This is a genomic window from Streptomyces lunaelactis, assembly GCF_003054555.1.
GTDB classification, from domain to species: domain Bacteria; phylum Actinomycetota; class Actinomycetes; order Streptomycetales; family Streptomycetaceae; genus Streptomyces; species Streptomyces lunaelactis.
On record NZ_CP026304.1, the window covers coordinates 711,930 to 724,506 of the forward strand.

At 67.8% G+C, this 12,577-nt stretch carries 10 protein-coding genes and 3 pseudogenes; 9 read left to right on the top strand and 4 right to left on the bottom strand.

All coding sequences use genetic code 11. From position 1 onward, the window contains the following. Window positions 1-273: 273 nt before the first annotated feature. From SLUN_RS03160 to SLUN_RS03175, 4 genes are all read left to right on the top strand, one after another. Window positions 274-1,242, top strand: a complete 969-nt coding sequence (locus SLUN_RS03160; protein ID WP_108147059.1) for an RNA polymerase sigma factor — start codon at window positions 274-276, stop codon at window positions 1,240-1,242. An 85-nt stretch (window positions 1,243-1,327) separates the two neighbouring features. After that, complete coding sequence (locus SLUN_RS03165; protein WP_108147060.1) at window positions 1,328-2,302, top strand: alpha/beta fold hydrolase; 975 nt, start codon at window positions 1,328-1,330, stop codon at window positions 2,300-2,302. Between the two features lie 44 nt (window positions 2,303-2,346). After that, window positions 2,347-3,036: an alpha/beta fold hydrolase gene (locus SLUN_RS03170; protein ID WP_108147061.1), complete on the top strand. Its 690-nt coding sequence runs from the start codon at window positions 2,347-2,349 to the stop codon at window positions 3,034-3,036. 32 nt (window positions 3,037-3,068) lie between these two features. Then, the gene (locus SLUN_RS03175) at window positions 3,069-3,632 is read left to right on the top strand and encodes an alpha/beta fold hydrolase (RefSeq protein ID WP_108154486.1); all 564 of its coding nucleotides are present in this window, start codon (window positions 3,069-3,071) and stop codon (window positions 3,630-3,632) included. A gap of 1,470 nt (window positions 3,633-5,102) precedes the next feature. Here SLUN_RS03175 and SLUN_RS40835 read toward each other — a convergent pair. Next, window positions 5,103-5,651 (bottom strand): annotated as a pseudogene (locus SLUN_RS40835) (ATP-binding protein); the annotation flags it as partial. On the opposite strand from SLUN_RS40835, the gene SLUN_RS39285 reads away from it, so the two are divergent. The 3 genes from SLUN_RS39285 to SLUN_RS03195 all read left to right on the top strand — a co-directional run bounded on the left by SLUN_RS39285 (window position 5,614) and on the right by SLUN_RS03195 (window position 7,067). Beyond that, a complete protein-coding gene (locus tag SLUN_RS39285) occupies window positions 5,614-6,006 on the top strand; it encodes a transposase (RefSeq protein ID WP_170146519.1) in 393 nt (130 codons plus the stop codon). The pseudogene SLUN_RS40835 and the gene SLUN_RS39285 overlap by 38 nt on opposite strands. Window positions 6,007-6,205: 199 nt before the next feature. After that, a complete protein-coding gene (locus SLUN_RS03190) occupies window positions 6,206-6,784 on the top strand; it encodes an RNA polymerase sigma factor (RefSeq protein ID WP_108147063.1) in 579 nt (192 codons plus the stop codon). After that, window positions 6,756-7,067, top strand: a complete 312-nt coding sequence (locus SLUN_RS03195; protein WP_108147064.1) for a hypothetical protein — start codon at window positions 6,756-6,758, stop codon at window positions 7,065-7,067. Before SLUN_RS03190 ends, SLUN_RS03195 begins: the two co-directional genes overlap by 29 nt. Window positions 7,068-7,187: 120 nt before the next feature. Here SLUN_RS03195 and SLUN_RS40840 read toward each other — a convergent pair. The 3 genes and pseudogenes from SLUN_RS40840 to SLUN_RS42275 all read right to left on the bottom strand — a co-directional run. Continuing rightward, window positions 7,188-7,319: pseudogene (locus SLUN_RS40840) on the bottom strand (alpha/beta hydrolase); the annotation flags it as partial. A gap of 486 nt (window positions 7,320-7,805) precedes the next feature. Further along, the gene (locus SLUN_RS40845) at window positions 7,806-8,975 is read right to left on the bottom strand and encodes a hypothetical protein (protein WP_254709835.1); all 1,170 of its coding nucleotides are present in this window, start codon (window positions 8,973-8,975) and stop codon (window positions 7,806-7,808) included. Between the two features lie 318 nt (window positions 8,976-9,293). Further along, window positions 9,294-9,878, bottom strand: a pseudogene (locus tag SLUN_RS42275) (TniQ family protein); the annotation flags it as partial. 151 nt (window positions 9,879-10,029) lie between these two features. Here SLUN_RS42275 and SLUN_RS03210 point away from each other — a divergent pair. Together SLUN_RS03210 and SLUN_RS42000 are read left to right on the top strand one after the other, a co-directional pair. Beyond that, the gene (locus SLUN_RS03210) at window positions 10,030-10,869 is read left to right on the top strand and encodes a TnsA-like heteromeric transposase endonuclease subunit (protein ID WP_257153645.1); all 840 of its coding nucleotides are present in this window, start codon (window positions 10,030-10,032) and stop codon (window positions 10,867-10,869) included. A 227-nt stretch (window positions 10,870-11,096) separates the two neighbouring features. Further along, complete coding sequence (locus SLUN_RS42000) at window positions 11,097-12,503, top strand: hypothetical protein (RefSeq protein ID WP_306610667.1); 1,407 nt, start codon at window positions 11,097-11,099, stop codon at window positions 12,501-12,503. The last annotated feature ends 74 nt before the right edge of the window (window positions 12,504-12,577 follow it).

A 12,577-nucleotide genomic window follows, 5' to 3' on the forward strand; every position in this document is an offset into this window, starting at 1 on the left:
CGAACCGACCACGGCGGCGCGTACGCAGGCGATCAGCTCATCTCGCCGACTGAGAACGCATCAGCCCTGGCCCGTGGGCGTAGGGCGTCGCGGGTGTTTCGGCGCAGGGCGGCTGCGATGTTGCAGCATCCCGGCGGCGCGCAGGACACCGATGGCAAGGCGCGTTGCCGGTACGAAGCCCGGGCGACACCGCTTCCCTGGCAGGCCGTGACGCCACCGGGTCGCGCGCAGTACGGTCACACGCACGACGGGAGACGCCGGAAGAGGAACCCCATGAGCTGGAATGCAGGCGAAGCCGGGCGCATCGAGGACGCGGTGCTCACGCGTGCCGCGCAGGCGGGTGAGACCGCTGCCCTGGGTCTGCTGCTGGAACGGCACCGGGCAGGTATGCGCGCGGTGGCGCTGAGCATTCTGGGGCCGGGGCCCGACGTCGACGACATGGTCCAGGACGCTGCAGTGACCGCGCTCCGCCGCGTGGGCGACGTCCGCGACCCGGCGGCCGTGGGCGCATGGCTGCGGATGATCGTGCGCAACGCCAGCCGTTCACTGTTGCGCAGCTCCGTTCCCTCCCAGCCGATCGACGGTCTGCACGTGCCCTCCACGGACGCCGGTCCGGAGCAGTGGCTGGAGCACCACACGATGCGGAACTGGATCTGGGAGGCCATAGAAGGGCTGTCCCCCGCACTGCGCCTGCCCCTGGTGCTGCGTCACTTCAGCACCGGCGTCACGTCCTACGAGCGGATAGCCGACGCCTGCGGGGTCCCGGTCGGCACGGTCCGCAGCCGGCTCAACCAGGGACGGGCCAAGCTCGCGACAGCCCTCGCCGCCACGGCGGACGCCCCGCACGGCGACACCGCGCAGCGCATCCGCGCCAGCCGTGTCGAGGCACGCGAGACACTGGCCGCCGCCGAGAGCGGACGCTTCGGCGCGCTGATGACGGAGCGCTGGTCGCCCGAGATCGCCCTGCTCAGGGGGAACGACCCAGTGGGTGGCAGGAGCGTCCTCGTGCGCGGCATGGACGGTGACCTCGAGGCCGGTGTACGGCAGCGCCTGGTTCATGCCGTGGCCGGCCGGTCCCTTGTCGTCTGGGAGATGGAACTCCTCAACCCCGCCGACAACCCCGGCCACTGCCCGCCCTCGGTGGCCTGGCTGATGACCCTGGACGACGCCGGTCGTCCGCACCGGCTGCGTCTCCTGCACCCCAGGCCGGTGCAGGCCATCCAGCAACTCACCCCAATGTGACGGGCGTCACGTAGTCCGGGTCGAACTTCGTCCTCTCTCCGGCGTCCTGCCGGTGTCATCGACACCTGCCGGATACGGAGACCCCATGACCACCTCTGCGACCGATCCTCTGGCCGCCGGAACGCACACCGTCGAGATCGACGGAGTCGTGCAGCGCTATCACGTCCACGGCACGGGACCGGTGTGCGTCGCGCATTCCGGCGGACCGGGCATCGTCTGGGAGTACCTGCGCATGCCCGCGCTGGAGAGGCACCTGACGATTGTGTACCCGGAGCCGATCGGCAGCGGCGCCTCCGGCCGCCTGCCCTCCCACCCCCACGGCTACACCAGGCCCCGCTACAGCCGGTTCCTCGGGGCGCTGATCGAGCACCTCGGCGTCCCCGAGGTTCACCTTCTGGGTCACTCGCACGGCGGCTTCGTCGCCCAGTACCACACGCTGCACCACCCCGAGCGCGTCGCCGGGGTGATCCTCTACGACAGCGCGCCGCTGACCGGTCCCGAACACGCCGCCGAGGCCATGCGCCTGGTGCAGTTGTTCGCGGCGCGGCACGCCGACCATCCCGAACTCCCCGAGGTCCTGACGGCTTTCCAGGCCATCCCCACCATCTCCGACGACGCACGGATGACAGTCGTCGTCAGGGGGCTGATCCCCTCGTACTTCGCCGACTACTGGGGCCGCCAGGAGGAGTTCGCACCCTTGCGTGCCTCCGTGCGGGCCACCCACATCTCCGGGCTGGACGAGAACCTCTCCCCGCACGTCATCGACGACCGTGAGGACCTCGGCTCGCTCACCGTGCCGACCCTCGTCGTAGTCGGCCGCCACGACGTCATCTGCGGGGTGCGATGGGCCGAGGAACTGCACCGGCTGATCCCCGGATCGGAACTGCTGATCCTGGAGAACAGCGGGCACTTCGGTCACCTCGAGGAGCCGGAGGCCTTCTCGCAGGCGGTGACGCGTTTCGTGACGGCCGCGGCGCGAAGCACGGCTGACCTTCCGTCGGCCTCGCTCGTCGCACAACTAGGTCATTTGGTCGAAGCCGGAACGGACGGTCCGACCTAGCTTGTAGCTGCCCGGAAGGCTTCCGACAAACAAGGAGCAATCACATGAGTGCCGTCAAGAACATCGTTCTTGTGCATGGCGGATTCGTCGACGGTTCCGGCTGGCAACCGGTCCACCGCCTCCTCACCCGCGACGGCTTCAACGTCAGCGTCGTACAGAACCCGACCCACTCGCTCGAAGGCGACGTGGCGGTCACTCACCAGGTCCTCGATGCCCAGGACGGGCCGGCCGTGCTCGTCGGCCACTCCTACGGCGGGGCCGTGATCACCGAGGCCGGACGGCACGAGGGTGTGGCCGCGCTCGTCTACATCGCGGCCTTCGCACCGGACAAGGACGAGTCGGTCGCCACCCTGATCGCCGACCCGGTTCCCGACGCGCCCGTTCCGCCGATCCTGCCGCCCCAGGACGGCTTTCTGTTCCTCGACCGCGAGAAGTTCGCCGCGTCGTTCGCGGGCGATGTGGCGCCCGAAGAAGCCCGGTTCATGGCCGACTCGCAGGTGCCCTGGGGCGTGGGGGCACTCAACGGGAAGGTCACGGAGGCCGCCTGGCGTGCCAAGCAGAGCTGGTACCTCGTCGCGACCGACGACCGCATGATCCCGCCGCCGGCTCAGCGCGCGATGGCCGAGCGAGCCGGAGCCACCGTGACCGAGGCCGCCGGAAGCCACGCCATCTACGTCTCCCAGCCGGAAGCCGTGGCCGAGCTGATCAAGCAGGCCGCCGCCCACCGGGCGTAACCCCACCACCAGAAAGACAGAGAGCCGAGAACATGCGCAAAAACGTTGTACGTTACGGAATAGTCGCGGCGGGCACTGCCGGAGCCGCAGCGGCAGCCCTGCTGGCATCGACCGCGTCAGCGACGTCGGCGTCCGACCAGACGGACGCCGCCAAGCCGACAGTGGTGCTCGTGCACGGTGGCTTCGCCGATGCGTCGGCGAGCTGGAACGGCGTGATCAAGCAGCTGCAGAGGGACGGCTACCCGGTCGTGGCGCCCGCCAACCCGCTGCGTGGACTGCCGGCCGACGCGCCTTACCTGGCCAGCGTCCTCAAGTCCATCAAGGGTCCGATCATCCTCGCCGGGCACTCCTACGGCGGCGCGGTGATCACCAACGCCGCGGCCGACAACCCCAACGTCAAGGCGCTTGTCTACGTCGCCGGAGGCGTCGCAGCCCGCGAACACCTGGACGCCGCGCTCAGCACGTGGGGGAACCCCCGAGGGCTGGGTACGCTCCGCGTCTACGCCTCCCACGGAGATGAGGCGGTCCGCGACTTTTCGCGCGGTGGTGTTGTCACCTTGTGCGGCAGCCAGCAGCCCCTGAAGGAACTGGCCTGAGCATGCCAGCACGCGGTAGTTGTATGTCGCGCACCACCCGAGACCCTCGTCAGTGGTCTCCAGGAGGTCGCCCCACTGTCCACTGGTGTAGGCGTCGTTCCCCAGGAGGAAGAGCGCCTCGATCGCCGACGTGATGGCGCCGCCGTTTCGGCCGTCGTCGACGACGCGCCGCAACGCGCTGCGGCAGCCCGGCAGGCGGTCGACATAGGCGGCGGAGACGGCGGTCCGAATGATGCGTGTGGGGTCGGTCTCCCGGTGGAGATCGGAGATGAGCTCGTCGAGACCGTCCAGCACGGACAGTGCCGCGTGGGCCGGATCGCCGAAGGTGCCCCGGATCACCGGCAGCAGGGGATCCGAGGAGCGCAGCGGACGTCGCGTCACGGCCCTGTCGAAGGAGTGCCACAGGTCTGGCCTTCCGCCGAAGAAACACACCAGGGCCAGGGTGTGCAGTGCTTCGCGGAGGATGGTGTCGTCCGCCCCGTCGGGCAGGTCGTGGTTGTCGATGGCGCCGACGAGAAGTCGGTGAGCGGTGTCCACGTCGCCTTCGCCGTTGAGGAGATGACTGGCCGCCGCGGCGGCGGCCGCCAGGGAATCGGTGCCGACCGGATCGGCGTGGCCGGCATTGTCCAGCAGAGCGCGTACGTTGCGGAGATCACCGGTGATGTTGGCGCCCAGGCAGGCCGCCTCGGCCAGCCTTCGTCCCTTGGCCGTCCCCGTGCTGCTCAGCTCCGAGGCGCGCAGCAGAGTGGTGATGGCGCCGACGGCGTCACCGCGGCGCAGGGTGCTGTAGGCCACCTCGTGCAGAAGGGCGGCCACCTGGTCGTCGGGGCCCACGGCGGCGTCGGCGAGGTGCCGGGCCCGGTGTTCGGATCCTTCCGGGAGTTCCTCGGCCAGCGCCAGATGTCCCCAACGGCGCTCGGCGCTGGTCGACAGATCCATGACCGCGGAACGGGTGAGAGGGTGCCGGAAGACCAGACGGCCGGTGGCAGTGTCGACCTGCACGAGTCCGGCCCTCTCGGCAGAACACAGCCCGGCCAGGCCGTCGGGGCCGCCCATGGCCTGCTGAAGGATGTGCAGATCACCCGAGCCGTCCAGGACGGCGAGCAGGAGCAGTTTCCGTGTGGCGTCCGGGAGCGCGCCGACCCGGACGGAAAAGATCCTCTTGAGCCGCTCGGTCAACGGCAGCACGGCCGGCAGCGTTCCTCGCTCCGTCTGCTGTGCGTCGTTGAGCGGGACGGGCAGCTCCAGCAGCGCCAGGGGGTTTCCCCGGGCCTCGGCGACAAGACGTCGGCGGACCCTGGCCGCCATGGCGGGGAACCGCTCGGTCACCAACTCGTTCGCCGATTCGTCGTCCAGGGGATGAACCTCGTACGTAGCTATCCCGGTGCTGCTCAGGAACGACTCGTCGCCGGTCCGGGACGCCGCCAGCAGGGCGATGGAACCAGTGCGGATGTAGCGGGCGACGGTTCCCAGAACCACGGCGCTGGGCCGGTCCAACCACGCCACTTCATCGATGATCAGAGCAAGAGGACCGCTCTTGGCCGCGGCCTTCGACAGCAGGACATGCACGGCGTCCGCGACGGTGAGCAGCTCGGTCGGCTGCCCTTCGGACAGCCCTCCGGCCGCCTGGAGCGTTTCGGCCTGCCGGGCGGGCAGCGCTGGAATCTCTCCGGCCAGCGGCTGCAATATCTGGTTCAGTGCCGAGAAGCTGACACTTTCCTCGAACTGCGAGCCGACGACACGCAGAACCCGGAAACCGGTCTCGGACGCGCGCAGCGCCGCAGCGTCCAGCAGCGCGCTTTTGCCCACCCCGGCCTCTCCGGTCAGCATCAGCGCGGTACCCCGCGTGACGGCTGCGCCGAAGAGCCCGTCGATGATCGCCAGTTCTGCCGATCGTCCGATGAGACGACCGGTCGAGTACACACGGGAATCGCCGGCGCGGTTGTGGTCGCCTTCCGGGGAGGGCGGTGCAAGGGATGCCATGAAGCCTCCCGTAGTGGTGGGCAGGATCAGCGACATGACGGGAAGAGCCGAACGCGTCTACGCCCTCACCAGTCTGACGGTTCACCAGGCAACAGCTGCTGAGCTGGCCGAACGCGTGCGCGGGCAATGGGCTATTGAGAATCGAGAGCACTATGTGCGGGATGTGACGTTCGGGGAGGATGCCTCACGGGTACGGACCGGCAGCGCGCCGCGGGCGATGGCCTCCCTGCGCAACCTCGCGATCGGCACTCTGCGGATGACGGGCTGCGGAAACATCGCCGAAGGCCTGCGCCGCCACGGCCGGGACATGGCCCGGCCGCCGACGCCCCTCGGGCTCACGATCAATCCGCACCGATCGCGAGGTAACGACGGAGCCCTGCCCCTGTGCTGAAGCTGATGTTGCACGGCGCGATCAACTTTTCCGGGCGCAGGCCGAATCCTTTCGGCGGGCCCGCACCTCCTATACATGTGCCGACAAACGTCGGGACGGGATCAGGAGGTCTACATGATCATAGGTATCGCCATCGCCGCCGGAGCCGTGCTGCTCTGCACGTGTAGCTACTTCGCCATGCGCAAGCGAAAGCAAGCCCGTGGCTGACTCGTCCTGGCCCGGTGAACAGCTGATCGTCGCCGCCCAGCGCGGCGACGCCGATTCGATCACCGCGTTGGTGTCGGGTTCGCACCCGAACGTGCAGCGATTCGCCCGCTCGCTCTGCGCCACTCCTGAGGATGCCGAGGACGCGGCACAGGAAGCCTTGATCATCCTCTATCGCAAGATCGGGATGCTACGGGCGTCCGGCGCGCTGACGTCGTGGATGTTTCGCATCGTCCGCAACGAGTGCCTGCGGCGCGCGCGGACGATGCGGGCCCACGCACCCCTGCCGGATGCCGCCGTGCGCTCGGCCGAGGAAGTGGTTCTGCAGCGCATCGAGGCGGGCAAGGTGGCGGCCGCCATCGCCGCACTGCCGGCCGAGCAGCGCCGCGTGCTGATCATGCGGGACATCCAGGGCTACAGCGGACGAATGGTCGCCGAGGCGCTCGGCCTCAGTACCGCCGCGATGAAATCGCGTCTGCACCGCGCCCGCACTGCGGTTCAGCAGTCCCTCCGTGCCACACCCGAACCTACGCCTGGAGATACCCATGACGACAACCAAAGCCGACGGCCCTGACTTCGCGAGTTCGTCCCTGCCCCGCCACCTGGTCCGGGGCGTGATCGGCTTCAGCAGCCTGATCGGCTCGGTCGCGTTCATCCCGACCGCCGGCCCGGTCAGCCTGCTGCTCCTGCCGGTCGGCGTACTGGCACTGCGCGGCTGCCCGATGTGCTGGACCATCGGCCTGATACAGACCATCTCGCGGGGCCGCCTGCAGCACACCTGCGAGGACGGCCGGTGCAAGCTGACCGTCGCGGATCGAGACCACGAGGAGCGGCCGACCGAATCGGTCTCGCTGTAGCAAAGCCGTGGGCTCGGTGCCTGCGTCCGGGACACCGCGTCCGCCGAGGACGCTTCCCACGCCACCGGCCGGTAGGGACCCCCACGAAGGTGGGCACCGGCAACACGCCGGGCGTTGGCGACCCTGCTTGTCGGCAAGACCGGACAGCGTCAACGGATGGGCGCCATGGCCAGCCGCACGCAGATACGGCACCACCTCGTCCCACGCCCACGATCCGAGCCGCGCGCCTGCAACCAGTACGAAATTCGCCATGGCTGCACCGTAGCGAAGCGGCCTGACAACCGCTCCGAGAACACTCTCGATACGCGCCCTGTGACCAAGACTCCTAGTTGACACTAACTGACGCCCCTGACCTGCAGTGATGCCAACTACGGTTCAGCACATCAGACCCAAACTCAGAACTCTACTTGGCACTTTGGTACAGCCATCGGCCGAGCGGACTGTGATCGACACGGCGGTGTGTGTTCTCAAGTACGCCGTCACCGCGCCCAAGATTTGCCCGGCAAGCCCTGGCGGTGGACCAGCGCAATCACGACGATGGCCACGAACAAGTACAAGGTCTTCTGCGCTGACTGCCGCCGTCTGCTACCCCCGAGATAGGACTTGCGACACTGCCGCACGGGCTGGCTTACTTACCGCCCCGCCGAGGACCCTCGATCCGCGCCAGCCTGGGCTGGCGGTGGACCCCGTGACCCGGACCGGTGGCGGCTCGACGTTCAGGTGATTGAGGCACAATGGTCAGCCGAGCTCCCCAGAGGCAGCCTCCGTGTCGGCCTCCATACCGACGATTTCGTTCACCGGCACGCGCAGTACACGATGTTGATCACACGCGGCGGCCAGCCGATTAGCGTAGAGGCGGAGCCGTTGGCGCAGCCGTAACCGTGAGCCTCGAAGCGTCGCCGCATAGTACTCGCCGGCGCGCCGAGCGAGCATCCGCGCATTTCCGCCCTGCTCGCGTAGCTCGGCCACATCGGGACTGTGCAGGTGTTCCCCTTGGGTGACCTCGCTCCACACGAGGATGGAGCCGATGGCCGGGTCAGCCTTGGCACGCATTCGGCCAAGCTTGGGAAGGTCCACGGAGAGCGCGAGCCAGTCGTCCACGGGCAGCGGCCACGTTGCCATCATTTGCCGTCGGTTGGCGTAGTCGACGCTGTTCATCTGCTGGTCGAGATCTCGGGCGATCTGCTCGACGGCTTCCTCAAAGGCTGGCCACAAATGGGCTTCGTCAAGCTGGCGGCCCAGAACGTGCAAGGCGTACCGGGCGCAGCCCTCTGGCAGCCCCATGGCGACGGCGCACTCGGGCCATTTAGCGCCGGAGGTCAACTGGGCGAGCCCGAGTGACGCGGCGCGACGCAAGAAGCGGACAGTGTTCTGACCACGGCTCGGCAGGCGAGCGGCGAGAGGGGCGATGTGGGCGTCGAACCACGCGCGAGGCACGAACGCCGGAACTTCCTCCAATCGGAATCGGTGACCAGGGGCCGTGAGGCGCAGTCGTCGGCGGGTCTGGAGGCCATAGATCCGGCGAGCGGTGGCGCGGGAGAGAGTGGTTGAGATGTCACCGTGCCTGAAGATCAAGCTGGCGTATCCCTTGGATCGCCGGTAAGCCTCGCGCGTCAAAGGATTGATCCGGCCCCGAAGGGAGGCCAGGTCACGGTCCCCGAGAAGTGCGTCGGCGGCCAGGAGCAGAGCACCGCACTGCGCGGCGTCGCCCGGCGCTGTGCGGGTGCCAATCAGTTTGGCGTCGGCCCGCCCCTCACGTCTGGCTTCGACCAGTGCCGCAACGCGTGCCGCTTGTCTGTCGATGAGATCGGCCAACGGGGTCGAGGGAACGTAGGCTTCGCCCAGAGGCCAGGTCAGCTTGATCAGATGCGTGGTCGTGATCAGATCCGGGAAAAAGGAGCTGCCCATGGGGCTGGCGTCATCGGATTCCGGTGATGTAGGCACTAGGTGCTCAATGAGGCGTTGCTGCAGCGACAGGAGCCGGGCAAGGTCCCCAGGTGGCAGCTCCCTTCCGGCGCTGCCCAAGTTCTCATCGAGCCGTGCACCGCAGGCGATGCTGGCACTCCGCGGGTTGCTGCCATGCCGTTCCTCGGCTGGCGATCTGTTGCGACACTGCGACGGGTGCAGACCGACGAGACGTGGGTTCTTGATCAGACCAGGACGCCTACTCACGGCAGCGTTGAGAGGACGCTCGCACTCGGGACACTCGTGCTCGAGGAGACGGTGGTGCCGGGAGCAGGCGAAAACGATCGGCAGGTGCCAAGGCCGTCGCCACGGACCGCCAAAGGCGTTCTCGACAGGGCCGCCGTCCCCCCGAAGGCACTCTGGGCAGTAGCGACTGGAGGCCCTCACGGCCCAGTTGGCCGACGCGCTTGCTCCGATCCGGGGCGTGTCCGCGCGCAGTCTGCCCAGAGGCGGATAGGCACCGGCGAACCGTCGCAAGGTCAAGGCCTCCGCCTCCTCTGTGGTCAGGCGCGCCGCGTGGGCCAACTGTCTCACCAGTTCGTCAGGAAGGGCGCGCAGGTAGGCGTACGGAAGTCTGCCGTGGCTATCACTCAGTCCGCACAGATCGGCAATCCGACCGGGAGATACGCCCAAGCGGTAGGCCATGCGCAACAGGAAGCCGGGCAGGGACTCTTCGACCAGCGGCGCGAGGCTACGCGGAAGTCGTCGTGTCGTCGTGGCGCTCCTCCGAGGACTACTGAGACGAACAGGGAGGAACCCGCCGCCCAAAGCGATCCTGGATTCCTTGGCATCGGCCCAGTCAAACTGTCCATACACCAGGCGCAACACCTCCCAGCATCCCGCCACTCGTACGAGGGACTCTCGCAAAAGCGACCGCCTTACAGAAGGTGATCGCCATATCGTCGTCGCGCGCTATACGGACGCGGCCGAGTGATGAGGGGGCGAAGCCGTGTACTCGAAGGATGTAAGCCGGGGTTGGGTGCATGAGACAGCACGCGTGGCGTCCCACGAAGCAACGTGGTCCGACGTGTGCGGGTTGGACGACTTGGCGGTCGCATCCACCGGATTCACCGCGTATTCACAGCAGTTGGACCTCGGTGAGCAGTGGCCAGCGCGTTGGACTACCACGTGGAAGGTCGGCCGCACTTCGGTGGTCCACGCAGTGCGGGATCTCGCCGAGGTGGACGTGTCTCAATGTACTCCCGTGCGTCGCTTCACGTGGCGCACGGACCAGTACCACCGGCCGGGGCTGGAGTATCTGGTGACGACGGACCGGCATCACGGTTTTGAGAGCTTTGAGGAGGAGCGCCTGCTGCTGGTGACAGACTTTGCCGCTGGCCTGGTGGAGGCTCTATCCCAGCCGTTCAGGCTGCGCTTGCGTGCTGGCGGCCGGCGTGTCGAGCACACACCGGACTACTTGCTGCTCACGGATTCGGGTCCGTATCTCGTGGACGTGCGCCCGGCAGATCGCATCCGTTCAGCAGACGCTCTGAAGTTCGCGGCTACCGCAGAGGTCGCTCTGGCCGCCGGCTGGAACTACAGCGTGGTGACGGGATGGCGACGGTACGCACTCGGGACGGTGGATGCCCTCTCGGCGGAGCGCCGCGACCTTCCTGACGTGCTGGGTACTCAGGGGCAGTTGATCGAGGCGGTCGCGCATGAGCCAATGCCCTTTGGTGACTTGGTCGGGCAATGCAGGTACCCGGCGATTGCGCGTGCCCACGCTTCTCACCTGATGTGGCACCGCTACATGGGCGTGGATCTGTCCGGTCCCTACGGAGATTGGAGCCTGGTCCGGTTGGCGGAGCGCGGGCGTCGATGGGGGCGGGAGAGGTGACGGCGACCGTCTGGGAGCTTTCACCGGGCACAGAGTTGATTGTCGGCGGGAACGAGTGGCGGGTTGAGTCGTGCCTGCCGCACCTGGGCCGGGTGACTCTGATTGGGGACGAGGGCTCGGCGTGGACGACGTCGCTGAGCGAGCTGATACATCGGCCGGACTGCCGGCCGTCCACACGGACACGGACGGATCTTCCGGCCGCGAGCCGCGGACGCCAGTCGAAGGCGATGGAGGATCTTCTCCAGATCAAGCGCAGGCACGTGATGCGGCGCCTGGACCACATCCGCGAGGTGGAGACCGGTTTCCGCAGCGGTGATCCGTTCGCGGCGCTACCGCACGAACCCCGTCCGCAGTACGACACCGACACCACCACGATGACGCAGCGCCGCCTGGCGAAGGTAGAGGAGCTGCGCCGGGCCGCGGCCGAGGACCCCGAGCGCGCCAAGGAGTTGGAGCTGCATCGCGTGAGTCTGCGTACGCTGGTGCGATGGGACATGGGCCGCAGACGCTTCGGGCCAGTGGGCCTGGCCGACGACAGGTGGTTGCGGGAGGCAACCGGGCACCGGGTCACGCCCGCGGTCCGCGAAGCACTGTACGCGGTGCGCGAGGAGACACTCCATCGCGCGAAGATCAGCGCGAAGGCCCGCGAACGCCTGATCCACCAGTATGTACGTGAGGTCTTCGGACCCGAGGAGTGCGAGCGCATCCCCGGCTACGACACACTACGCACCATCTGGCAGGAGTGGTTCGGCTCTACCGGCGCCCGCGCCCGCTACGCCCGCTCGGCTGCGGCCGCGCAGAAGAATACGACGGGCCGACACGTTGTGGTGCACCGCCCCGGGCAGGTGGTGGCCCTGGACACAACGGTGCTGCCGGTGAAGGTGCTGGAGAACGTGTTCGGCGATCCAGTCTCCGTCCACCTGACGATGGCCCTGGATGTGTACACCCACTCGATCGTGGCGTTCCGGCTCAGTCTGGTCTCGGACGCTTCGATCGACGTGGCGATGGTGCTTCGCGATGTGATGATGCCGCTGCCCATGCGCCCGGACTGGGGCAAGGACATGGAGTGGGCCTACCCCGGCATCCCGACCACGGTGGTCGCGGATTTCGCCGGGCACGAGGTCGCCGGTCTGCCGTTCCTCGCGCCGGAGACGGTCACCACGGACCACGGGGCCGTCTACCGCAATCACCATCTGGTCGAAGTCCAGCGAGTGATCAAGGCGAACATCAAGCCCAGCCGCGTACTGCGCCCGACCGACAAGCAGGCCGTGGAACGAGCCTTCGGCGGCATCCAGTCGCTGTTGTTCGCCATCCTGCCCGGCTACCAGGGCGTGGACACTGCGGACCGCGGCGTGGACCCGGAGGCCGATGCCTGCCTGACGGTGGCGGAAATGGAGCATCTGATCGCCACCTGGATCGTCAAGGTGTGGCAGAACCGACGCTTCGACTCGTACGCGCCGAGTTGGGATCCCGGCGGCGACCACAGCCCGAACAGCCTGTTCGCCGCAGCCATGGCCCAGGGTGGCTTCTCGCTGAGGATCCCGTCGGCCGAGCTGTACTACCAACTGCTACCCACGCACCGGGTCATGATCCATGGCAAACGCGGAGTGAAGATCAAAAACGTACGACGATGAGGAGGCCCTGGGCCCTTACCGGGGCGAGGTCTCGCGGCGTGGCGGCTGTGCCAAGAACAAGTACGTTTTCCATC

Coding starts and splice junctions, on each gene's coding strand:
- SLUN_RS03160 (WP_108147059.1), top strand. CDS start 274: ATGAGCTGGAATGCAGGCGAAGCCGGGCGCATCGAGGACGCGGTGCTC.
- SLUN_RS03165 (WP_108147060.1), top strand. CDS start 1,328: ATGACCACCTCTGCGACCGATCCTCTGGCCGCCGGAACGCACACCGTC.
- SLUN_RS03170 (WP_108147061.1), top strand. CDS start 2,347: ATGAGTGCCGTCAAGAACATCGTTCTTGTGCATGGCGGATTCGTCGAC.
- SLUN_RS03175 (WP_108154486.1), top strand. CDS start 3,069: ATGCGCAAAAACGTTGTACGTTACGGAATAGTCGCGGCGGGCACTGCC.
- SLUN_RS39285 (WP_170146519.1), top strand. CDS start 5,614: ATGAAGCCTCCCGTAGTGGTGGGCAGGATCAGCGACATGACGGGAAGA.
- SLUN_RS03195 (WP_108147064.1), top strand. CDS start 6,756: ATGACGACAACCAAAGCCGACGGCCCTGACTTCGCGAGTTCGTCCCTG.
- SLUN_RS40845 (WP_254709835.1), bottom strand. CDS start 8,975: ATGGGCAGCTCCTTTTTCCCGGATCTGATCACGACCACGCATCTGATC.
- SLUN_RS42000 (WP_306610667.1), top strand. CDS start 11,097: ATGGAGGATCTTCTCCAGATCAAGCGCAGGCACGTGATGCGGCGCCTG.